Genomic DNA, 21,228 nt, shown 5'->3' with positions numbered 1-21,228 from the left:
GAGTTCCGGGCAGGGTTATGGCGGCGCATCTTCCCGAGGTTCTGCTAAGCGGCAGTATGGTCAGGACAGGGATTTCCTCTTTTCTGCTGGCTTTTCCCGCCCTGTTTTCCATTGTTAATCCATTTGGCGCGGCTCTTATTTTTGCTCAGGCGTCCGATGGCCGCTCCCAGCGCGAGATTATGGCTCTTGCGCGGCTGGTTTCTTTTTATTCCTTTATGCTGATCATTGTTTCCCTGTGGTTTGGCAGCCTTGTTCTGGCGTTTTTTGGCGTAACCGTTAACGCCCTGCGTGTGGCCGGCGGTCTGGTTGTGGCCGTGCGGGCATGGGCCCTGCTGCAAAGCCCGGAGAGTGTGGAAGCGCAGAAGGAAAAACAGGCCCTGCAGGGTGGGCGCACCGTTATGTCGCCCAACTGGGCAGATACGGCGTTTTTCCCGCTCGCTATGCCCTTTACCGTTGGGCCGGGCACAATTGCCGTGGCTATTGCCCTGGGCTCGGGTTGTCCGTCAGGTCATTCCTTCTGGGCATATTCGGCGGGTACGACTGTTGCTGCTATCTGCGTGGTGCTGATCGTGTGGGCTGCGTATTCCAGCTCGGAAAAACTGGTATCCATGCTGGGTGTAACCGGCACGCGGATTGTCAGCCGGATGGCGGCACTCGTTCTGCTGTGCATTGGCGTGCAGATTCTGGCAGCAGGCGTGCAGGGCTTTGCAACAGATATGTGGCACAGCCTGCTCAAGGATGTCAGCCGCCCCGCTTAAGCAGGGCGACCTCCCTTATGCTCATATCCACGCCCCTTCTTCCGACTGAGGCATGAGGCCTCTTTACGCAAAAAAGGGGGGGGGGCTGGTTTATTCAGGCACCAGTTCATTTACTGTGGCGTCAAACGCACCAAGTGCCGTTTTCAGCCGCTCAAGCTGCTGCTGTGCCTGTGCTGCAAAACCGTAAGGTGGCTTGATCACCAATAGCCCCGCCCCATTGAGGGCATCGGGGTTGTGGGGTGGGCGCATCAGCAGTTCCGCCACCAGCACGTTGCGGTGCCCCGCCTGCTCCACGCTGGTATGGAACTGGCGCACAGGTGTTCTGTGCTTGATGGGGTACCACACCGCAATCATGCCTGCGGCAAAGCGGGTGCGAATGGTCTGAAGTGCTTCGGCCAGACGGTCAAATTCCCCCGGTTCCTCAAATGGTGGGTCGATCAGCACAAGACCGCGTTTTGCTGTTTTGGGGGGGAGGAGTGCACGCAGGCTCTCATACGCATCGCGCTCATGCACGCTTATGTTGGGCTGGCCTGCAAACAGGCGGTACAGTGCCCGTTTGTCCACCGGATGTTTTTCGCAGCAGATCAACTGGTCCTGTGGGCGTAGCATGAGCGATGCCAGCAGGGGGGAGCCGGGGTAAAAGCGTGGCCCGCCAGCCCTGCGTACCAGCTCCAGCCATGGAGCAAGCGGGCTGTCTGGCGCTTCTGCCCATAGTCTGCCGATACCACTGTGGCATTCGCCGGTTTTTTCGGCCTCGGGGCTTTCAAGGTCATACCGGCCAATACCGGCATGGGTGTCCAGCACCAGAAAAGGCGCTTCCTTGCGCAGAAAATGCTGGAGCAGGCTGACCAGCAACGTGTGCTTCATGCAGTCGGCAAAATTGCCTGCGTGGTAGATGTGGCGATAGTTCATGCGGAGGCCTGATCGGGTTCAAAACGCTGGGCCATGTCTTCCAGTGGCCAGCGCGGGCGTGGGCGCAGGGTTGTGTTGTTGGGTGCGGGCAGGCCGCGTTCAGCGCTTTCACGCCATGTTTCAAGGGCTGCCCAGCCGACCATAACGGCATTATCCGTGCAAAGCCGGAGCGGAGGTGCGGCAAAGCGCAGGCCGCGCTTGTGGGCTACGTCCTCCAGTCTGGCGCGCAGGGTGGTGTTGGCGGCAACGCCACCAGCGGCAACCAGAAGGCGGGCCTGTGGCATCATGTCCAGCGCATGGTTGATGCGGTCGGCCACAACATCGGCCACCGCCTGCTGGAAGGATGCCGCAAGGTCGGCGGCAAACTGGTGGGGCAGGGGAGCCTGCCCGTAAGGGGCCAGTTTTTGCGCAATTGCGGTTTTAAGCCCGGAGAATGAGAAGTCACACCCCGGCCGGTGCAGGAGCGGGCGGGGCAGGGCTATGGCATCCGGGTTGCCCATCTGGGCCAGTTTTTCCAGTGCCGGGCCACCGGGCCAGCCAAGGCCGAGCATTTTTGCGACCTTGTCAAATGCTTCGCCTGCTGCATCGTCTATGGTGCCGCCGAGTTTGCGGTACTGGCCAACGCCTTCCACCGCAATGCACTGGCAATGCCCGCCAGAAACCAGCAGCAACAGGTAGGGGAAAGGCGCACCATCGGGCACAATACCGGGCAGGCGGGCGGTCAGGGCATGGGCTTCCACATGGTTGACCGCAACAAAAGGAATATTCAGCGCCAGAGCCAGCCCTTTGGCAAAACTTGTGCCAACGATCAGCCCGCCAATCAGCCCCGGCCCTGTGCTGGCGGCAATAAAGGCAAGGTCCGTGGTGGTCAGCCCTGCATCTGCCAATGTTGCCTCGACCAGGGCAGGCAGGAGGGCCAGATGCGCGCGGGCAGCTATTTCTGGCACCACCCCCCCAAAATCCGCATGCCCATCCTGCGAGACAACGCGCTGGGCAAGGCAGGTGCCATCGGGGGCCAGAATGGCGCAGGCGGTTTCGTCACAGGAGGATTCGATGGCCAGAACAGGCCCGGCGGGCTGATGGGTGGCGGAAAGGTCACTCATGGACGCACCATAAAAAAAGCGGTATTCTTGCACGAATGCAACGGATGGGGAGGGGCGGAATGTTTTTCCGGTCGCGCAAGTTTTTCAGACCAGCCGGGCTTCATCGTATCTTGTCCTTTCTCCATTCCCGGTAATAGACACATCTTATGGATTCAGCCTACCCTTCCTCACCTGTCCTTTCTCCCGCCTTGCAGGAGATTGCCGCAGAAGCGGCTGCACGCCAGAAAAAGGCGGGCAGTCATTCGGGACGTCACTCCCTGCCTTTGCGCGTGGGTACGCGTGGGTCGCCTCTGGCGTTGGTCCAGACACGCGCCTTCCTGACCACGCTGACACGCTTCTGCCCCGTCTTGCGGGACATGAACGCTTTTCAGGAACACCAGATCAACACCACGGGTGATCAGGTGCAAAACCGCAGGCTTGCGGAAATTGGCGGTAAGGGCCTGTTTGCAAAGGAAATTCATGAGGCTCTGGCAGACCGGCGGATTGATTTTGCCGTGCATAGCCTCAAGGATCTGGAAACAACACTCCCCCCCGGTCTGGTGCTGGCCTGCACGCTCAAGCGCGAAGATGCACGGGACGCGCTGATCCTTGGCCCCCGGCTGGAACAGTCCGATCCGGATGATCCGTATTCGGCTTTGCCCGAAGGCGCTCTGGTCGGGTGTGCTTCTGTTCGCCGTCAGGCGCAGATGCTGCATGTACGCCCGGACCTGAAGTTTGGCTTGCTACGCGGCAACGTGCAGACCCGACTCGACAAGCTAGCCGCCCGGCAATGCGATGCCACCTTGCTTGCGCTGGCTGGCCTGCGCCGCCTTGGCATGGCCGAGCGCGCCAGTATTGTGCTTTCCCCTACCGTTATGGTTCCAGCCGCCGGGCAGGGTATTGTTGGCGTGACGGTGCGTGAGGACGATGTTGAACTGCGCGAACTGCTGTCCGCCATTGAGGATTACGAAGCCCGCGCCGTTGCCACGGCCGAGCGCGCCCTGCTGGCAGAGCTGGACGGGTCATGCCGTACGCCGATTGGGGGCTATGCCCAGCTTATTCCCGTTGTGGCAGGGGATACGCCCAAACTGCACCTGACCGGCCTTGTGGCGCGGGAGGACGGGTCCTTCCTGCTCAAGCGCAGCATAAGTGGTGCGCCCGAAGATGCCGCACGGCTGGGGCGTGAACTCGGGTGCAGCCTGCGCAGGGATAGCCCGGCCGATATTTTTGAGGAAAACGCGTAAAAACACACACAGGCCGTCTTCCATGCCTCCGCCGTCTTCGCGTTCGTTGCTGCCGTCGTTGCGTGGTGTTCTCATCACCCGGCCAGAGCCGGGGTTGGGGGAGACGGCTTTGGCGGTGGCCCGCGCGGGGTGGGTGCCTGTTCCTGCTCCGGCCTTGCATGTGTGTGCCTGTCCTGTGCGGCATTTGCCACGCCAGCCTGCTGCATTACTGCTGACCAGTGGGCAGGCAGTTGCCGCTGCGGCGGAAAGTGTCAGCCCCTCCATTCCTGTTTTTGCTGTGGGCGACCGCACTGCGCAAAAAGCGCGGGCGGCAGGGTTTGTTACCGTGTGCAGTGCCAAGGGTAATGCGCAGGCGCTCGTACGTCTGCTGGTTGGTATGTGCTCCCCGGAGCAGGGAACACTTCTGCTTTTTTCCGGCGCGGGGCAGGGGGTGGAACTGGCGCAAAGCCTGCGCAGCCACGGTTTTAGTGTTGTACGGCGGGTTGCGTACCGAGCCAGTGCGGTGGTGGATTTTCCCGCCTCTGCCGGTCAGGCATTGCAGGCCGGGCAGGTTGCAGCGGTTCTGTTTTTTTCGGCCCGGAGTGCCCGGAGCTGGCTGGCCAGTGTGCCCCGTAGCCACCTGTATGCACAGGTGCTGGCCCTGCGCGCCGTTGTGATTTCGCACGAGGTAGCGCAGGCGGTGCAGCTTGCGGGCTGGCAGGGGCCGGTTACGGTGGCCGCTACGCCCGATGCCCCGGCCATGCTTGCAGCTCTGGGTTGCCTGAACACATAAAAAAACCCGGCTACCATAATGGCAGCCGGGTTTTTGCAAGGCGCGGTTACACCCAAAGCAGAGGCTTATGCGTGGCCTGCTGCTTCGGGGAATTCTGCGCGGCGGGCCTGCCACAGGGCCACAAAGTCGATCGGCTGCAGCACAATGGGGGGGAACCCACCATCACGCGTGACATCGCTGATGATGTTGCGCGCGTAGGGGAAGATCAGGCGCGGGACTTCAACCAGCAGAATGGGTTCAACCAGTTCAGGCGGCGGGTTGGTCAGGGTGACAACGGCTGCATAAACCAGTTCGGTCAGGAACACCGTGCGCCCGGCGGGGCCGTTTTCCGTTTCCGGGGCTTCCTTGGCTTCGGCCTTGATGCTCAGGATGACTTCGTAAACCATCTGATCGCTCTGCAGGCGGTTGGTCTGCACATCGATGTTTACGCTGATCTGGGGCTGAGCGCGCAGGGTTGCAAAGATTTCTGCCCCAACGGGCACTTCAAAGGAAAGATCGCGCGTGTACTGGAGGTTAATGGCCAGTGGCAGGGCGGGCGGAACGGACTGGGCAGTATCGGACATTGATGACAGCTTCCTGCTCTCAAACGTATTGGGTTCCCTTAAGGCGGTAGCATGACCTGCGGGGTTAGCCAACACTCCAATCCGGGTCTTTTCAGGGCGTATGCACCATGCCGGAGGGAGGGTGCGGGCGTTTGTTTTTACGGGGAAAGATGCAGCCAGTCCCCGTTTTCCAGGCTTTGGTTGCTCAGTTCAAGCAGGAACCACCAGTGGGAAACAACCAATGTGTGCTCATGCGGGGCGTCCTTGCGCATCTGCTCACGGAACTGCTGCGCCCGCAGGCTGAGTGCACGGTCGGATTCTGGTAAGGGAGACCACCATTTTTCCGGCAGATGGGCAAAATCAAGCTGCGGCCAGTCCTGCATGAGTGCGGAGGCGGGGGATCCAACATCGCATGAATACATACCCCGCTCGCGCACAAGGGGCGTTATCTGTGGTGTAAGGCCCAGCGCGCGGGCAATGGGGGTGGCCGTTTGCAGGGTACGGGTAAAGGGCGAAACCAGAATGCGCGTAATGTTTTTGTGCCGGAGTTCATCCACCAGAGCATAAGCGTGGTCCTGCCCATGGGCGGAAAGGGCAGGGTCGGGCACGCAGGGGTCTCGCCCGCTCAGGTTATACAGGCGGTTGAACTCACTTTCGCAATGACGCAGGATGATCATGGTAGCCTGAGTGGTTTTTAAAACAGGAATGGTCTTTTACAAGGGCGGATGGACTGGTATTCATTGTAACCGCACTCTGTCATGACTATGTGATAATGAGAGCCCGAGGGAAAGTGCTCTTCCCGTAATAATATATAAACCTGCAAACGCTGTGTGCAGGCAGATTGGTGGACGTTTAACAGATGGATTTTTCTCTCGACCACTTTCCGGTCGATCTGGTTCTTCTGGCTTTGGTAGCCGCTTTTCTGGCTCTGCGGTTGCGGAGTGTTCTGGGTAAGCGTGTTGGCATCCAGCCCCCCACCATGCCTGTTCCCCCCCGTGCGGAGGCAGCGCCCCGTGTGGTGGAAAACAAGGTGGAGCCAGTTGGCCCCGCTGTTGAATACGATGTGCCATCCCCCGGCACGCGGGTTGGGCAATTGCTGATTGAGATTAACCAGCAGGATACAGCATTTACCCCCCAGCAGTTCCTGATGAGCGTGCAGACCGTGTTCTCACAGGTTGTGGAAGCCTACGCTCAGGGTAACCGGGATGTGCTGCAAACCTACCTGACACCTGCAGTCTATAACTCCTTCGATGCCGCCATTACCGCGCGTGAAGCCGCCGGGCAGAAGCAGCGGACAGACATTCAGGCCGTGCGCTCGCTCGCCATTGAGGACGTGCGGCTGACAAAGCTGGACGTAGGGCTTGGGGTCGCCATTGATGTGCGCATTGTTTCCGACCAGATCAGTCTGGTGGAAGATCAGGCTGGCCAGCCAGTTACCGGCACGGATGCCGTGACCGAGTTTTCCGATATGTGGACGCTCGAACGCCTGCTGGGCGTTGGTGGCAGTGGCTGGCGTCTTGCGGCGGCGCGTAGTGCGTGAGTGCGGACAAGCCGGCCACGGGTTCCATCACCCCGCCCGCACGGGCAAAACGCTATAAGGTTGGTCGTCAGGACATTGTCCTAGGCGACTGCCTGCGCGCATTACGGCGCATGCAGGCCGAAACCGTGGATGTGATTGTTACATCCCCCCCCTACAATATTGGCCTGTCCTACCGGAGCTACCCCGACCGGCGGGAAGAAAACGATTATCTGGACTGGATGGTGGAGGTTGCCACACAGTTACAACGGGTGCTTAAGCCGGACGGGTCGTTTTTTCTGAATATCTCAGGCTCATCTGCACAGCCGTGGCTGCCGTTTGAGCTGGCCGTGCGCCTGCGCGACCTGTTTGTGCTGCAAAACCATATTTCATGGGTCAAATCCATCTCCGTGGGGGAGGATAGTTTTGGCCATTTTAAACCCATGAACAGCCAGCGCTACCTGCACCGTGGGCATGAACATCTTTTTCACTTTACGCTCGAAGGGGATGTGCCGCTGGACCGGCTGAGCGCGGGTGTGCCCTACAAGGACAAAACCAACATTGCCCGCCGTGGCCACCAGCAGGATCGCCGCTGCCGGGGGGATGCGTGGTTTATTCCTTACGAGACCGTGCGCGGGCGGGCGGAAAAATTTGATCATCCCGGCACTTTCCCCATAGCCCTGCCCGAGCAGTGCATTCTGCTCCATGGCAAATCCAAAGGCCGGGTGCTTGACCCATTTATGGGCACAGGCACCACTCTGCTGGCCGCCCAGCGCCTTGGGTGTAGTGGTGTGGGGATGGAAATAGATGCGGAGTACGTGGCCATAGCCCGGGCACGTCTTATGCACGATCTGGTGAACAGCCCGCTCGCCTGATCGGATTTATCTATTATTACGATAAAAATAATCGTTTTGACATTTTGATGTGCATCAAACACAACGGGCTCAAGAATGAATAAAACGTATAAGAGAAAGAAATAGAACCGGGGGATCGGGGTTTGAAACGTATATTAGTTTCTCTGGCAGGGGTCGGCTTGCTGGCATACGGTGGTACAGTTGCGTTTTTGCAGCATTACGACCATGTAACGGCAACAGAGCTTGTGCCGTCTTCACCAACACATAAAGACCCCGTTGCTTTGGCTGCGTTTAATGCGCTGAATGAAGCACGTTGCGATTACTGCCATGCAACAGGTCGGGACCTGCCTTTTTACTTCCGTCTGCCAGTGGCGAACACGATTATGGAACGGGATCGCGATCAGGGGTTGCGCCATTTCCGTATGGAACCTGTTCTGCATGCGTTTGAACACGGTACGCCGCCGTCGGAAGAAGAACTGTCGCGCATTGAGGAAGTCATTGTGCAGAACCGCATGCCCCCGGCACAGTACCTGCTGCTGCACTGGCATGCGCACCTGTCCAATGCCGAGCGGCAGGACATTCTGGCATGGGTGCAGCAGACCCGGCGTAAATACTACGCCAATACGGGTGCAACCCAGGCACTAGCTGCCGAGCCTGTACGCCCCGTGCCGGAAAGCGTGGAGGTGGACCCGGTAAAGGTTGCACTGGGCAAAAAGCTGTTTTTTGACAAAAAACTGTCAGGCGACAACACGCTCAACTGCGCAAGCTGCCACGGGCTGGACAAGGGCGGGGTGGATAATCTGGTAACCGCAACAGGTATTGGCGGCCAGAAAGGCCCGATTAACGTGCCAACCGTGTATGATGCGTATTTCAAGATCGCCCAGTTCTGGAATGCCCGTGCGCCAGACCTTGCCGCACAGGCCGCAGGCCCGGTTATGAACCCGCTGGAAATGGGATCGCATGACTGGTCGGAAGTTGCCCAGAAGCTGGCAGCAGACCCCGATTACGCCGGTATGTTCAAAGCCGCCTTTGGCCCGGATGTGCAGGTTGATCAGCAGACCATTACGCAGGCCATTGCCGAGTTTGAAAAAACCCTGATCACGCCAGACAGCCCGTTTGATGAATACCTCAAGGGCAAGGAAGACGCGATCAGCCCGCAGGCCAAACGTGGTTATGAGCGGTTCAAGGCCATTGGCTGCTCGGGTTGCCATAGCGGCATTGGTGTTGGTGGCGGTGGTTACGAAGTCATGGGGCTGGAGTCCGATTACTTCAAGGATCGTGGCGGCAAGCTGACTGATGCGGATGAAGGGATCTACGCCATCAGCCATAACAAGCTGGACCAGAACCGCTTTGTGGTGCCCACCCTGCGCAACATTACGCTGACCGCGCCTTACTTCCACGATGGCAGCGTAAAAACACTGGATGAAGCCGTGCGCAAAATGGCCCGTTACCAGACGCCGGATAGCAACCCGTCTGATCAGGATGTGGCGGATATTGTGGCGTTCCTGCAAACCCTGACGGGCAAGTATGAAGGCCATGAACTGACCAACACCAAACAGTAAAACAGAAAGACACGGGGCGGGCATCTTTGAGGATGCCCGCTTTCTGTGCTTGAACAACGGCTCGTCCGCAGGTGATAAAGCCTGTGGGGCGGGCCGTTTGTGTTTGTGGCAGGGTATGCCGGGCCAGATCGGTTGGAATAAAGCGCGATAGGTGGACAGGGTGGTAAAAAGGCGGCGTCAGTTACAGGAGGCGGAAAAGCAGCTCTGGGCGCTGGTGGTGCGTGATGTGGCCCCCCTGACCAGCGCCAGCCTTGTTCCCCCCATGGCGGATACGGCATTCGGCCGGGATGCGCCCCCTGTGCCGGAGGGTGCCGCGGCTATTCCGCAAACGCATTATAAAAAAAATCCGCCCAAGGTCAGGCCCGCCGGGAGCCTGTTGTGGGAGGTGCGCCCCACAGTCCACCCTGCTCCAGCGGTAGCCCCCATAACGGTACGGCCAGCGCCGCCCATTGCGGAAAAAATTGGCCAGCGCCAGCCCGGTGTGGATGACTATAGCTGGCGGCGTTTCCACCAGGGGAGCATGCGGGTGGAAAAACGCCTCGACCTGCACGGTATGGTCGCGCAGGAAGCGTTTGTGCGGCTTAGAGAGTTCATGGATGTTGCTGCCCACCGTGGCCTGCGCTGTGTGGAAATTATTACAGGGCTGGGCACAGGGCAGGAAGGCGGCATTTTACGGCGCGAACTGCCCCACTGGCTGGAGCGGCCGGAAATGCGGGCCAGCATACTGGGGCTGGCTTACCCCCATGAGGGGAATAAAGGCTCCGTCCGGATTTTACTGCGCAGGCGCAGGCGGTAAGGGCTGCGCAGGGGGGACTGGTGTGCTCCGCCAGCGTGGCAGGTTAAGTGCCAGCCAGCGGCGGAGTGCCATGCCCACGTTTACATCGGGAGTGGCCATGCCGTAGGAGGCAATGCATTTTGCGCCCGAAAGTACGGTTTGGCCGTTAGCCAGCGCAATCTGTTGCAGGTTCAGTTTGGCTGCGCATGTTTCCGCCGCATGCCGCCAGCGCGCTACTTTGGCGGGGGACGTTAACAGGGGCAGAACAAGGGCTGCCTTAAGGCTGGCGGCAGACGCAATGGCCTGCCATGCCTGTGGCAGAAAAGCCGGTGTGGATGTTCTGCGTTCTTGCAGCAATATGGTCGGGAAGGTGGGGGGTAACACCATATCCGCCGGTGTTGGCACGGGTGGCGCTACGGTGTTGAGAAAGAGCGGGACAAACCCTTTGGTGGCCAGTGTGTCCAGCCGCTCCTTCAGGGCGGCATCCATAGGGAGTTGAATGGCATCGACCAGTCCGCCGGTCAGGGCGGCCATGGCGGCATCCGGTGTGGCATAGCCACTGACTGGCAGAGGCCGCAGGGCCAGCAGGTCAAAGGCCAGAAGGGTCGGCAGTTCCGGCCCTGTGGGGGTGGAAACCGCAATGCGGGTGGTTTTGCTGCTCAGAATAACGCCAAGCGAGCGGTGCAGGCTGACATGCCCCACAACCACGCTGGGTTGGCATATTGTTAACACAGGTAGCCAGCGCTGATACGCGTAATGCACGCGGCTATCCCCGGTCATGGCGGCCATAAGTGCCGTGCCGGGTACAAGTAACGTGCTGGATGCGGTGCTCAATTGCTCCTGCGCATCAAACAGGTTTGCCCCTGTTACGCCGTCCCACCCGGTGGTGAAGGTGAGGTCAAAAGGCGGCTGCCCCAGCTCTTCCGCCATATCCGGAGCCAGCCGGGTGGCCCATGCGCCACAAGGGGTTTCTGCACTGCCAGCCACAATCAGCTTTGTGGTCTGGTCAGACGTGGCGGTGGGGGCCGGGCCTACCAGTATGTCATCTGCCGCATGGGCCGTGGCCGCTGCGGCCATGCTCCCCAGTGCCCCGCCCAGAAACAGGCGGCGGGACAGGGCAAGACCATGGTGTTGGCGCATCATTGAAGAAGCAGGGATGAGATTAGACAAACACCAATAGCCTTCATTGTGGGTATCGCGGTTCCATACTATGCGAAATTAAAGGCAGAAACACGGCCATTTTATTACGGCCATTTAACCTCTGGTGGCATGCTCATCAGAATGGCTTCCGTGTTGCCGCCGGTTTTAAGCCCGAACAGCGTGCCCCGGTCATGCAGCAGGTTGAATTCCACGTAACGGCCACGGCGCACAAGCTGGGCATCGCGCTGTTCGGGGGTCCAGGGTTCCATCATCCGACCACGGATAATGCGCGGGTAGGCATCCAGAAAAGCAAGGCCGACATCTTTGGTAAAGGCAAAGTCCTCTTCCGCATTGCCGCTGTCCAGCCGGTCATAAAAAATACCGCCAAGGCCACGTGGTTCGTTGCGGTGGGGAAGGTAGAAGTATTTGTCACACCATGCCTTGAAGCGTGGGTAATACTCCGGGTCGTGCGCATTGCATGCTTTGGCAAACGCATCATGGAAGGTGGCGGCATCGTCCTGCGCTTCGGCGCTGGCGGGGAACATGGGGGTAATATCGCCCCCACCCCCAAACCAGCCCTGCGTTGTAATGATCATGCGGGTGTTAAAGTGAGCGGCAGGGACCAGCGGGTTGCACATATGGGCAACAAGGCTGATGCCGGTTGCAAAAAAATGCGGGTTTTCGGTCGCGCCGGGAATGGTGGCCGCAAAGTCGGGGGGGAATGTTCCCTCCACGGTGGAGACATTGACCCCCACTTTTTCAAAAACCCGGCCACGCATCAGGCTCATCACGCCGCCGCCGCCGGGGGTTCCGTCTTCATTCAGGCGGTTCCAGCTTTTGCGTTCAAAGCGGGAGGGCTGTTCGTGGCCGGGAAGTACCGGGCTGTTCTGTGCGGCGGCGTCTGCCTCAATGGTTTCAAAGGCTGTGCATATCTGGTTACGCAGAGTTTCAAACCATGCACGTGCCGCGTCCTTGAGCTTGTCATGCGAGGGAACGGAGGCAGGCTTTGTCGGCGTCATGTGTAAAGCTCTTTCCATACTGGTCTGCTGCCCGGCAAGCAGAGAATCGGCTTAGGGCATTTTTTCAAGGGGTGCGCCTTAGGGCCGGTCATTGCAAGATCATCCGGTTCATCGTTAAACGGGAACCTGAGCCCGCCCGAATGTGGTGGGGCGTGGGGGAGAAGTGCAATGGCTGGCAAACCAGTCTGCCATAACGGACAGGGCGCGGAGCCTGCAACGCAGGATCAGTTGAGCGCGTGGGTCAAGGCGTATGGCCGCCTGCCGCTCCCTGCGGACCTGAACTGGCTGTGGACCATAGGGGCAGTCCTGTGCGCCATACTGGCCCTTATGCTGCTTACCGGGCTTACCCTTACGCTGGTTTATACGCCCGATGCGGGGCTGGCCTTTGGCTCGGTTGAAGGCATAGAGCGGCGCATGCCAGCAGGTTGGCTGCTACGCGCCATACACATGACCGGCGCTTCTTTTTTTATGCTGGCCCTGTATGTGCACCTGTTGCGGGGGCTGTACTACCGCTCCTACCTGCCGCCACGCCGTGCGGTGTGGCTGAGCGGGTGCGCTCTGCTGGTCATGGTTATGGTTACGGCCTTTGCAGGGTATGTGCTGCCCTGGGGGCAGATGTCCTACTGGGGGGCGGATGTTGCGGGTAAGGCGGTAGGAGCACTCCCCTTTGCCGGTGGGTGGCTGGAAGGTGTTTTTCTGGGGGGGGATTCCCCCGGCACACCCACGCTGCACCGCATGTTTGCCCTGCATTTTGGGCTGGCATTCCTGATTGTAGGGGTGGTGTTGGGGCATATTGCCCATGTGCATGCGCGGGGGAGTTCCAGCCCATCTGCCCGCCCAACTGCGGCAACGGGGGTTTTGCCTTTTCACCCCTATTTTACGGTGCGGGATATGCTGGCCATTGTGCTGGTTGCGCTTGCCTTTGTCGGGGTGCTGTGTTTCTGGCCGGAGCTTATAGTCGAACCCGCCAATTACCGCCCGGCCAATCCGCTGCACACCCCGGCCGATATTGAGCCGGAATGGTATTTTCTGCCCTTTTACGGAATGATGCAGGCTGTGCCGTTCAAGCTGGGGGGGCTGCTGCTTTCTGGCGGAGCGGTGGCTGTTCTGTTTGCCGTCCCCTGGCTGGACCGTGCAACGGATGCCGCCCACAGCGCACCCGTGGTCGTGCGGATGGGGGCTATGGGTCTGCTTGTCTGCTCTGCCGTGGCAGTGGCCTGCGCAGGCCTGCACCACATGCAGGGAGTGTGGATGCTGGTGGCCCGGCTGGGTATGGTGGGGTACTACGCGTATTTTCTGCTCTATCTGCCCCTTGCCGGTCGTGTGTGGCGGAGGGGCAGGGTATGATGGTCCGGCGGTGTGTGGCTATTGGGGCTGGTCTGCTTTGGGCGTGTAGTGCATTGGCGCAACCTGCGCGCGGGCCTGCTCCAGCCGCGCGGCAGCAATGGTCTTTTACAGGTGCGCTGGGGCATTTTGACCTGGCTGCGGTCCAGCGTGGTTACGCGGTTTTTGCGGGCTCCTGTGCTTCCTGCCATAGCCTGTCGCAGCTTCATTTTTCCGATTTTGAAGGAATGGGCCTGCAAACTGCGGAGGTCGTTGCACTGGCTGCAAGCTGGCAGGTGCCCGATGGGCTGGATGCGGAAGGGCGGCTCAGGCACCGCGCTGCCCGCCCGGATGATGCCCTGCCATCCCCTTACGCAGGGCCAGAGGCGGCTATGGTGGCTAATCAGGGTGTGGTGCCGCCTGATCTTTCCCGCATTCTTCAGGTTTATCCCGGCGGGCCGGACAGGTTGTATGGCCTGCTGGTCGGGTACGGTCCGCAGCCTGTGCGCCTGATCGGGCGTGGTTTTTCCAACCCTTATGCCATTGGCCACTTTACGGCCATGCCCCCCCCGTTGCATGGCAACGAGGTCAAATACGCAGATGGCACAGTGCCCGATGTGCAGGCCGAAGCACGGGACGTAACAACCTTCCTTGCCTGGGTTTCTGCCCCCCATCTGGACCAGCGGCGCAGGTTGGGTGTGGGAGCGGGGCTGTATCTGTGCTTTCTTGCCGTGCTGTTTGCGATTTTAAACCGGAGAATCTGGTCTGATGTCAGAAAATGAAGTTGTAGAACCCGTTATCGGTCTTGTTGGCGGGTCTGGCCTGTATGATATTGATGGTCTGGAAGACAAGGAATGGCGCACGGTGGAAACCCCGTGGGGCATGCCTTCCGACCAGCTTTTATTCGGGCGGCTGGATGGCGTAAAATGCGTGTTTCTGCCCCGCCATGGCCGTGGCCACCCCATTCCGCCCTCACGCCTGAACTACAAGGCCAATATTGCAGCGCTTAAAATATCTGGCGTGACCGATATTGTCTCTCTCTCCGCCGTTGGCTCGCTCAAGGAAGAACTGCCGCCGGGCCGGTTTGTGATTATCGACCAGTTTATTGACCGCACGATTGCGCGCGACAAAAGCTTTTTTGATACGGGGTGTGTTGCCCATATTTCCATGGCGGATCCGCTGTGCAACCGCGTGGGCGATGTGCTCAAAGCCGAGGCCGACAGGCTGGGTATTGAGGCTACGCGCAAGGGTACGTATCTGGTTATGGAAGGCCCGCAGTTTTCCACCCGTGCGGAGAGCGAACTTTATCGCACATGGGGCTGCTCGGTTATTGGCATGACCAACATGCCAGAAGCCAGCCTGGCCCGTGAGGCAGAAATCTGCTACGCCACGGTCGCCATGGTGACCGATTATGACTGCTGGCACACCGAGCATGATAACGTGACGGTGGAAAGCGTTGTTAAAACCATGCAGGCCAATTCCGCCAAGGCCAAAGCGCTGGTCAAGGCGGTTATTCCCGCACTGGGTGGTAAAAAGCGTGGTCTGTGCAGTGCAGGTTGTGACCGTGCATTGGAATATGCGCTGATTACAGCTCCCGATGCGCGTGACCCCGAACTGATGGGCAAGCTCAAAAGCATTGCGGGCCGCGTGATCTAAAATACAAAGCACGTAACAGCCTGCGGCGTTGATGCAGGGTGTAAAAAACAGGCAGGCCGGTTGGCCTGCCTGTTTTGTTTGTCGCCTGTTAATGCCTGTGTATTGCTGCGTGGCACCTACGGTGTGCCGCGTGCTGGTTGGAATAAACCAACGGCGGGTGGTGCTGGGGTGTTGTCAGTTTTGTGCAGGTTGCGCCGCATACCCGAAGGTTGCGCGCAGGTCATCGCATGTTGTCTGTGATGCGACCCAGACCTCTGATGGCCAGAACATCTGCCCACCATAAAAATACTTGATTTTCAAATGGTTTTTTAAAGAAAGGCAGTAAATATATTTCTGTTTTAGAATTGCTTCCAAAGTAGGAACGAACAGATTATCTGGCATAAAAACAGCCTCAATATGTTTTTCTGTAATAGGATTCCAGATTTTTGGATCCAGATAATCTGCTCTTATATTTGAGGGAGTGTTGCAAACGCCGAACCATGCCTGACAGATAATTTGTAAGGGGGATTTAATTGTTTTTCCTGCAAGGTAATCAATAATTGGCCATGTTGTGGTCCATACATCCCCTTTGATGTGATGTACCATTTGTACCAGTTCGATCTGATCCGTCTCATTCCGTGCTGGTTTCAGGTTGTGGCGCATGTCGCGCGCTTCCAGAATTGAGATGGAAAAAAGAACGCCAAGGCTTACAGCAAGGCCGGATAGTAAAATATTTATGTGTAAGCTGCGCAGAGCCTCTCGCAGGAGTATTGCCAGAACAATGGCCGAGATCTCCATGTAGATAACAAAATCCGCAATCCAGCCACCACATTTTCCGCCTGAAACAAAAGCAAGGCCAAATGCTGCGCCACATGTCAGGAGGAGGGGCGCAATGTCACGCAGTGTTCTGTTGTTGGGCAAATGTTTTTGAGAAAGCAGCAGGAACGGAGCGAGAAGGGAAATAACAACATCGCCGGTATATTGCGCAACAAGCAGAATGCTCTGGTTCAGGGAATAGGGGTCTGTGCGGGGAATGGTAAAAGCCCAGTGCCAGTATGCCGGTCCGTATGTCCACTGTAACAGGGCAACGGAAAGGATAATGGAGCTAAGAGCAACTGCGAATGAAATAAGATATTTACGTTCGTAAACCGCCATAACCAGCGGAATGCCAATTAAAAGTAATCCGGTTTGTTTGACGAGAAAACACACGCAGATTGAGAGCCCGACGAGAATAAACTTTAAAAATCCGCTATCTTTCAGGCTGCACGTGAAGAGTACAAAAATGATGCTCAGCATGAAAATAGCATCAGGCCGGGAGAGGTCGATCCAGGCATACATTGGGTACAATGCGAGGAAGAGCAAAGACCAGAGCAGACCTACCCAGTTAAGGCCGAGTATCCGGCGGATGGAAGCTTCAACCAGCACAGCCGATAGTAAAAATGGCGGCACAAAAGATAGAATGCGTAAGGCGGAAAGATTGGCAATCCAGGCTTCGGGGAAGGCTCGTAAATACAGGTGATAAAGTGGGTTATATATTGAGCTGGTCTGATAAAACGCGGCAGGGGAATGGGTGTATTGGTAAAGAGGATATTTCTCACGCAATAAACCGCTGAAGTAGAAAGTTGTTGCTTCTGAGTGTTCCAGAACCCCATTAAATGCCAGCCGGCGAATAAGCACAGGTAATGCAAAAGCCAGTGCGTAAACAGCAATGCCAAGCAGGGTAGCCCAAACAGCCCATTGTATTGTTCTGGTTGGTACATGCGTTAATTGACGCTTTTTTATTTGTGTAAAAATAGGACCGGTTCCTCATATGGGACTGTATGCAAGGCCGGTTTTTACAAAAGTAAGTCTTAATATTTTCAAAATATTGAAAGGACCAGTTACGGTTTAATCAGGCATTTTGTGATTTTCAGATATGTTTTTTTGTGTGCCCGAATCAGTAAAATGCGCGGGCCAATTAGGCTGGATGATGCGCGGCAGAACTGCCGGTTCCAGGCATGGCCTGATTACCTCAAAAGGTAGGGCAATCACCTTGATGTCCAAAGGCATAGGAGGGTGCGGCTTGGAATACAGGCAAGGCTTTCAAGCCACAAAAACCATGCATAAAGACCGAGCATGCAGTTGTAAAAACATTGCAAGGCACATGAGGTTTTGAATTTATGGAAAACATGGTGGAGGGGGTTGGATTCGAACCAACGTAGGCGTACGCCAGCGGATTTACAGTCCGCCCCCTTTAGCCACTCGGGCACCCCTCCGACTTGTTGAGCACTGACCTAAAGCCTGTTCCCGGGGTTGTCAATGGCTTTAGGTAACTATTCTTTGCCTGTGGTGGGTTAGGGGGCTTTATGCGGCTTTATGGCCGGTTGGAATTGGCAAAAGATTTATAAGCATTGGGCTGGACATATGCAGGGGTTCGGGGAAAAGCTGCATCCGGTTCTGGGTATCCAAGTGTGACGGGGAGTAAAGGTCTTGAGCAAACACCAAACAGTGCGGCGGTACACGCCCCGTTCTCTGGCAGCGCTGGATACGCCCGTAGTGGCCCTGACTGCGTACACAACCCCCATGGCCCGGTTGCTGGACCCGCATTGCGACCTGCTTCTGGTAGGGGATTCGCTGGGCATGGTGGTGTACGGCATGGACTCCACACTGGCCGTAAGCGTGGAGATGATGATTGCCCACGGTCAGGCGGTTGTGCGTGGTAGCCAGAAGGCCTGCGTAGCCGTGGATATGCCTTTTGGCAGTTATCAGGAAAGCCCACAGCAGGCGTTCCGCGTTGCGGCGGATATTATGGCCAGAACCGGGGCCGGTTGCATCAAGCTTGAAGGGGGGCAGGAAATGGCCCCGACCATAGAGTTTCTGGTCCAGCGGGGGATTCCGGTTATCGGGCATATCGGGCTTAAACCGCAGGCCGTGCATGCACATGGGGGGTTTCGTACCGTTGGGCGCGGGAGCGAGGCCGAACAGGTTATGGCCGATGCGCTGGCGGTGGAAAAAGCCGGAGCCTTTGCCGTGGTGATCGAGAGTACAATGGAACCACTCTCGCGCGCCATAACCGAAGCTTTGGGGATTCTGACCATAGGCATAGGCGCATCGCCCCAGTGCGATGGGCAGATTCTGGTTGCGGAGGACATGCTGGGCCTGTTCCCCGACTTTACCCCACGTTTTGTGCGTAAATTTGCCAATCTGGGGCAGGAAGTGGACCGCGCTGTGGCTGATTACGCCCATGCCGTGCGTACGCGCACATTCCCCGGTCCGGCGGAATGTGTGGGCATGCCCAAGGCAGACTAGAGCCCATACGATTCGTTTTTGGGTAAGGGGTGTGCAGGCAAGCTTTGCGCGTTCTGTGCAGGCCGCATGCGGTATGCCCGCACAGGCGCGTAACCTGTGCGGGGTAGTATGACCAGTAACCGCGTTACTGGTAGCGTGAGAGCCACCATGCATAGGACGGCGGCAGAATGGTTTTTGCGTCCTTGGCGTGCAGAATACGCGCTGCCTCGTGCGGCCAGTGCGGGTTGGCCAGCAGAGGGCGGCCGATTGTGGCAACATCCACAATCTCGTTACGGATCAGGGCATCAGCCTGACGGCCTTCGCTGATGTACCATGATGTGGTGACAGGCAAACCCGCCTCCTGCCGTACTTTATGGGCTATGGGGGTCATAAACCCGGCTCCCCACGGAATGGTGGCTTCGGGGGTGGAAAAGCCTATGCTGACATCAATAAAGTCCAGCCCGTGCTCTTTCATCCTGCGTACGAGAGCAATGGATTCTTCCAGCGTCTGCGCATCGTTGCCATCAAATTCAATTACGCCAAAACGGGCAATCAGCGGGCGGTCTTCGGGCCAGACGGCACGCACGGCTGCCAGTGTTTCCAGCAGGAAGCGGCCCCGGTTTTCTGCCGAGCCACCATACTGGTCCGTACGCTTGTTGGAATGCGTGGACCAGAAGCTCTGCGCCAGATAGCCATGGGCAAAATGCAGCATCAGCCATTCAAAACCTACGTCACGCGCACGTATTGCAGCTGCGACAAAGTCGTTTTTAACGCGTTCAATGTCCTCAAGGGTCATTTCATGCGGTGCGCGAGGCAGGTTGGCACCAAAAGCAACGGGGGAGGGGCCAATGGGCTGCCAGCCGCGCGGGTCGGTGGCGGCAATATGGTCATCCCCTTCCCATGGCACATTGGCGCTGGCCTTGCGCCCTGCATGGGCGATCTGGATGCCCGGCGTAGCCCCGGTTTTGCGGATACTGGCAACAATAGGAGCATAGGCCTGTGCCTGCGCATCATTCCACAAGCCAAGGCAGTTGGGGGTAATCCGCCCTTCGGGAGAAACAGCGGTGGCTTCAAGCGTAACAAGCCCGGCTCCACCGCGGGCGAGCGAGGCATAATGCACACTGTGCCAGTCGTTGGGCATGCCGTCCTGCGCCTGATACTGGCACATGGGGCCAACAGCAATGCGGTTGCGTAATGTGCTGCCTTTGAGGGTATAAGGGTCGAAAAGCGTTGGCATGAACCGTGCTCCTGTTACAAAGGGGCATCATAGCCCCGTTAGTTCGACTATAATCGAACTAACGGGCAAAGCAAGGGAAGAGGTAGGTCAAACAGTTGTCATGAAGCAGTATGACCATCCATTGGCGCAGGATATGCAGTTGTCCTGCCTGCTTTACGCCCTGTCCGACCCGTTCCGGCTGACGGTGGTGCGCAAGCTTGCGGCCTGTCAGCCCCAGCCCTGCGCCCCGTTGCAGGATGGGCGGCCAAAATCTTCCGTCTCCCACCACTTTGCCGTCCTGCGCAAAGCCGGGCTTATCCGGACTGAAGTGGTGGGGGTTACCCACATGAACTCCCTGCGTGAGCAGGAGCTGGAAAGCCGTTTTCCCGGTCTGCTGGCGGCTATTCTGGCGGCTGCCAGCGTGGAGGACGTGCCCGCCTAGGGCACCAGCACGGCAGCGCCATCAAACCGGCCATGGCGCAAATCATCCAGTGCTTTGTTGGCGTCCTTGAGCGCGTAGGTCGTGGTGGTGGTGTGGATACCAATTTTGGGCGCGAGGGAAAGAAATTCCAGCCCGTCCTCACGCGTCAGGTTGGCAACAGAGACAATATCGCGCTCTTCCCATAACGTGTCGTAGGAAAAAGCGGGGATTTCACTCATATGAATCCCGGCGCACACGACACGCCCGCCTTTGCGCAGGGTTTTAAGGGCTGCGGGGACCAGAGCCCCATCAGGGGCAAAAATAATGGCTGCATCCAGTTGCTCGGGGGGGAGTGCGTCCGACCCACCAGCCCATTTTACGCCGAGCGAGCGGGCAAATTCCTGGGTTTTGGTGTCATTGGGGCGGGTAAAGGCATAAACCTCGCGCTTTTGCCACACCAGCACCTGCGCAATAATATGGGCTGCTGCCCCAAAGCCATACAGCCCAACTTTCTGGGCATTGCCCGTTTTGCCAAGTGAGCGCCACCCGATCAGCCCTGCGCAGAGCAGGGGGGCGAGGGAGACGTCCGAGCCTTCCTCCCCCATGGGGAATGCAAAATGTGCATCGGCCACGGCCATTGTGGCGTAGCCGCCATCGCGCGTGTAGCCGGTAAAAATGGGGTGGTCACACAGGTTTTCATGGTCTGTTGCGCAATAGGAGCAGTGCCCGCAGGTATGGCCCAGCCAGGGAATACCTACGCGCTGGCCAACCGTAAGGGAGGTTACGCCACTGCCCAGCAGGTCAACCCGGCCAATAATTTCGTGCCCCGGGGTTACGGGCAGTTTGGGGTGGGGCAGGTCTCCATCCACCACATGCAGGTCGGTCCGGCACACACCGCAGGCCAGCACCTTAACCCGAATCTGGCCCGGGCCGGGGGTCGGGTCGGGTAGTTCCTCCCATTGCAGCGGGGTGCGCGGGCTGTGCAGACGCATGGCGAACATGAAGGCTCTCCCTTATGGGGCAGCGGGTTTGCAACTGGCACCCTGTGCCCATCCGTTATGCCGCATTGTGGCGGTTCTTTTCCATTATGTGCAACGCGGCTTTTGGCACGGGTAGGCGGGGCCTGTGCATTGCGGGGTCCCTATAGGGGCATAACCAGCCGTTGGGCACCGGCGCGGGCGGCAGAGATT

At 58.2% G+C, this 21,228-nt stretch carries 21 protein-coding genes and 1 tRNA gene; 12 read left to right on the top strand and 10 right to left on the bottom strand.

The window, feature by feature from the left end; all coding sequences use genetic code 11:
* Positions 1 to 17: 17 nt before the first annotated feature.
* A complete protein-coding gene (locus LKE65_RS12285) occupies positions 18 to 758 on the top strand; it encodes a MarC family protein (protein WP_095349025.1) in 741 nt (246 codons plus the stop codon).
* Positions 759 to 848: 90 nt separating this feature from the next.
* Here LKE65_RS12285 and LKE65_RS12280 read toward each other — a convergent pair whose 3' ends face one another.
* Both LKE65_RS12280 and tsaD read right to left on the bottom strand, forming a co-directional pair.
* Positions 849 to 1,670, bottom strand: a complete 822-nt coding sequence (locus tag LKE65_RS12280) for a 23S rRNA (adenine(2030)-N(6))-methyltransferase RlmJ (RefSeq protein ID WP_278741527.1) — start codon at positions 1,668 to 1,670, stop codon at positions 849 to 851.
* Positions 1,667 to 2,773: a tRNA (adenosine(37)-N6)-threonylcarbamoyltransferase complex transferase subunit TsaD gene (tsaD, locus tag LKE65_RS12275; protein ID WP_278741526.1), complete on the bottom strand. Its 1,107-nt coding sequence runs from the start codon at positions 2,771 to 2,773 to the stop codon at positions 1,667 to 1,669. The genes LKE65_RS12280 and tsaD overlap by 4 nt, the downstream gene beginning before the upstream one ends.
* Positions 2,774 to 2,919: 146 nt before the next feature.
* On the opposite strand from tsaD, the gene hemC reads away from it, so the two are divergent.
* The gene (gene hemC / locus LKE65_RS12270) at positions 2,920 to 3,996 is read left to right on the top strand and encodes a hydroxymethylbilane synthase (RefSeq protein WP_086645310.1); all 1,077 of its coding nucleotides are present in this window, start codon (positions 2,920 to 2,922) and stop codon (positions 3,994 to 3,996) included.
* A 22-nt stretch (positions 3,997 to 4,018) separates the two neighbouring features.
* Entirely contained in the window at positions 4,019 to 4,768 is a 750-nt protein-coding gene (locus tag LKE65_RS12265; protein WP_278741524.1) for a uroporphyrinogen-III synthase, read from the top strand.
* Between the two features lie 65 nt (positions 4,769 to 4,833).
* Here the strand turns inward: LKE65_RS12265 and secB are convergent, their stop codons facing one another.
* Together secB and LKE65_RS12255 are read right to left on the bottom strand one after the other, a co-directional pair.
* Positions 4,834 to 5,331 carry a protein-export chaperone SecB gene (gene secB / locus LKE65_RS12260; RefSeq protein WP_086645312.1) on the bottom strand — a complete coding sequence of 166 codons (498 nt, stop codon included), beginning with the start codon at positions 5,329 to 5,331 and terminating at the stop codon, positions 4,834 to 4,836.
* 137 nt (positions 5,332 to 5,468) lie between these two features.
* Positions 5,469 to 5,987 carry a histidine phosphatase family protein gene (locus LKE65_RS12255; RefSeq protein ID WP_095349022.1) on the bottom strand — a complete coding sequence of 173 codons (519 nt, stop codon included), beginning with the start codon at positions 5,985 to 5,987 and terminating at the stop codon, positions 5,469 to 5,471.
* Between the two features lie 182 nt (positions 5,988 to 6,169).
* On the opposite strand from LKE65_RS12255, the gene LKE65_RS12250 reads away from it, so the two are divergent.
* From LKE65_RS12250 to LKE65_RS12235, 4 genes are all read left to right on the top strand, one after another.
* Complete coding sequence (locus LKE65_RS12250) at positions 6,170 to 6,850, top strand: Tim44/TimA family putative adaptor protein (RefSeq protein WP_278741522.1); 681 nt, start codon at positions 6,170 to 6,172, stop codon at positions 6,848 to 6,850.
* On the top strand, positions 6,847 to 7,701 hold the full coding sequence (locus tag LKE65_RS12245) for a DNA-methyltransferase (protein ID WP_278741520.1): 855 nt from the start codon (positions 6,847 to 6,849) through the stop codon (positions 7,699 to 7,701). The genes LKE65_RS12250 and LKE65_RS12245 overlap by 4 nt, the downstream gene beginning before the upstream one ends.
* Before the next feature lie 122 nt (positions 7,702 to 7,823).
* The gene (locus LKE65_RS12240) at positions 7,824 to 9,242 is read left to right on the top strand and encodes a cytochrome-c peroxidase (RefSeq protein ID WP_086645316.1); all 1,419 of its coding nucleotides are present in this window, start codon (positions 7,824 to 7,826) and stop codon (positions 9,240 to 9,242) included.
* Between the two features lie 160 nt (positions 9,243 to 9,402).
* Positions 9,403 to 10,038, top strand: coding sequence for a Smr/MutS family protein (locus LKE65_RS12235; RefSeq protein WP_408744104.1), 636 nt, complete (start codon positions 9,403 to 9,405; stop codon positions 10,036 to 10,038).
* On the opposite strand, the gene LKE65_RS12230 is transcribed toward LKE65_RS12235, so the two are convergent.
* Complete coding sequence (locus LKE65_RS12230; RefSeq protein WP_165925078.1) at positions 10,015 to 11,160, bottom strand: hypothetical protein; 1,146 nt, start codon at positions 11,158 to 11,160, stop codon at positions 10,015 to 10,017. The genes LKE65_RS12235 and LKE65_RS12230 overlap by 24 nt on opposite strands.
* Before the next feature lie 101 nt (positions 11,161 to 11,261).
* Entirely contained in the window at positions 11,262 to 12,176 is a 915-nt protein-coding gene (gene hemF, locus LKE65_RS12225; RefSeq protein WP_095349017.1) for an oxygen-dependent coproporphyrinogen oxidase, read from the bottom strand.
* Between the two features lie 168 nt (positions 12,177 to 12,344).
* On the opposite strand from hemF, the gene LKE65_RS12220 reads away from it, so the two are divergent.
* From LKE65_RS12220 to LKE65_RS12210, 3 genes are read left to right on the top strand one after another with little or no spacing between them, the layout of a single operon-like run.
* Positions 12,345 to 13,523 carry a cytochrome b gene (locus LKE65_RS12220; RefSeq protein WP_278741515.1) on the top strand — a complete coding sequence of 393 codons (1,179 nt, stop codon included), beginning with the start codon at positions 12,345 to 12,347 and terminating at the stop codon, positions 13,521 to 13,523.
* Positions 13,520 to 14,281, top strand: a complete 762-nt coding sequence (locus LKE65_RS12215; RefSeq protein WP_278741513.1) for a cytochrome c1 — start codon at positions 13,520 to 13,522, stop codon at positions 14,279 to 14,281. Before LKE65_RS12220 ends, LKE65_RS12215 begins: the two co-directional genes overlap by 4 nt.
* Entirely contained in the window at positions 14,268 to 15,155 is an 888-nt protein-coding gene (locus LKE65_RS12210) for an S-methyl-5'-thioadenosine phosphorylase (RefSeq protein ID WP_165925075.1), read from the top strand. The genes LKE65_RS12215 and LKE65_RS12210 overlap by 14 nt, the downstream gene beginning before the upstream one ends.
* Before the next feature lie 174 nt (positions 15,156 to 15,329).
* Here LKE65_RS12210 and LKE65_RS12205 read toward each other — a convergent pair whose 3' ends face one another.
* Together LKE65_RS12205 and LKE65_RS12200 are read right to left on the bottom strand one after the other, a co-directional pair.
* Positions 15,330 to 16,811: a hypothetical protein gene (locus tag LKE65_RS12205; protein ID WP_278741511.1), complete on the bottom strand. Its 1,482-nt coding sequence runs from the start codon at positions 16,809 to 16,811 to the stop codon at positions 15,330 to 15,332.
* Positions 16,812 to 17,303: 492 nt separating this feature from the next.
* Positions 17,304 to 17,389: transfer RNA gene (locus LKE65_RS12200), tRNA-Tyr, on the bottom strand.
* Between the two features lie 214 nt (positions 17,390 to 17,603).
* On the opposite strand from LKE65_RS12200, the gene panB reads away from it, so the two are divergent.
* Positions 17,604 to 18,422 carry a 3-methyl-2-oxobutanoate hydroxymethyltransferase gene (gene panB / locus LKE65_RS12195; RefSeq protein ID WP_179290095.1) on the top strand — a complete coding sequence of 273 codons (819 nt, stop codon included), beginning with the start codon at positions 17,604 to 17,606 and terminating at the stop codon, positions 18,420 to 18,422.
* A gap of 124 nt (positions 18,423 to 18,546) precedes the next feature.
* Here panB and LKE65_RS12190 read toward each other — a convergent pair whose 3' ends face one another.
* The gene (locus LKE65_RS12190) at positions 18,547 to 19,638 is read right to left on the bottom strand and encodes an NADH:flavin oxidoreductase/NADH oxidase (RefSeq protein WP_086645323.1); all 1,092 of its coding nucleotides are present in this window, start codon (positions 19,636 to 19,638) and stop codon (positions 18,547 to 18,549) included.
* A 100-nt stretch (positions 19,639 to 19,738) separates the two neighbouring features.
* On the opposite strand from LKE65_RS12190, the gene LKE65_RS12185 reads away from it, so the two are divergent.
* Positions 19,739 to 20,059 (top strand): ArsR/SmtB family transcription factor, encoded by a 321-nt coding sequence (locus LKE65_RS12185; RefSeq protein WP_278741509.1) that lies wholly within the window; start codon positions 19,739 to 19,741, stop codon positions 20,057 to 20,059.
* Here LKE65_RS12185 and LKE65_RS12180 read toward each other — a convergent pair.
* Entirely contained in the window at positions 20,056 to 21,039 is a 984-nt protein-coding gene (locus LKE65_RS12180) for a zinc-dependent alcohol dehydrogenase family protein (RefSeq protein WP_278741507.1), read from the bottom strand. The genes LKE65_RS12185 and LKE65_RS12180 overlap by 4 nt on opposite strands.
* Between the last annotated feature and the right edge of the window lie 189 nt (positions 21,040 to 21,228).

This window comes from Acetobacter fabarum (genome assembly GCF_022483405.1).
GTDB classification, from domain to species: Bacteria; Pseudomonadota; Alphaproteobacteria; order Acetobacterales; family Acetobacteraceae; genus Acetobacter; species Acetobacter fabarum.
Note: the sequence above shows the minus strand (reverse complement) of the source record. Positions and strands in the feature narration are given on the sequence as shown.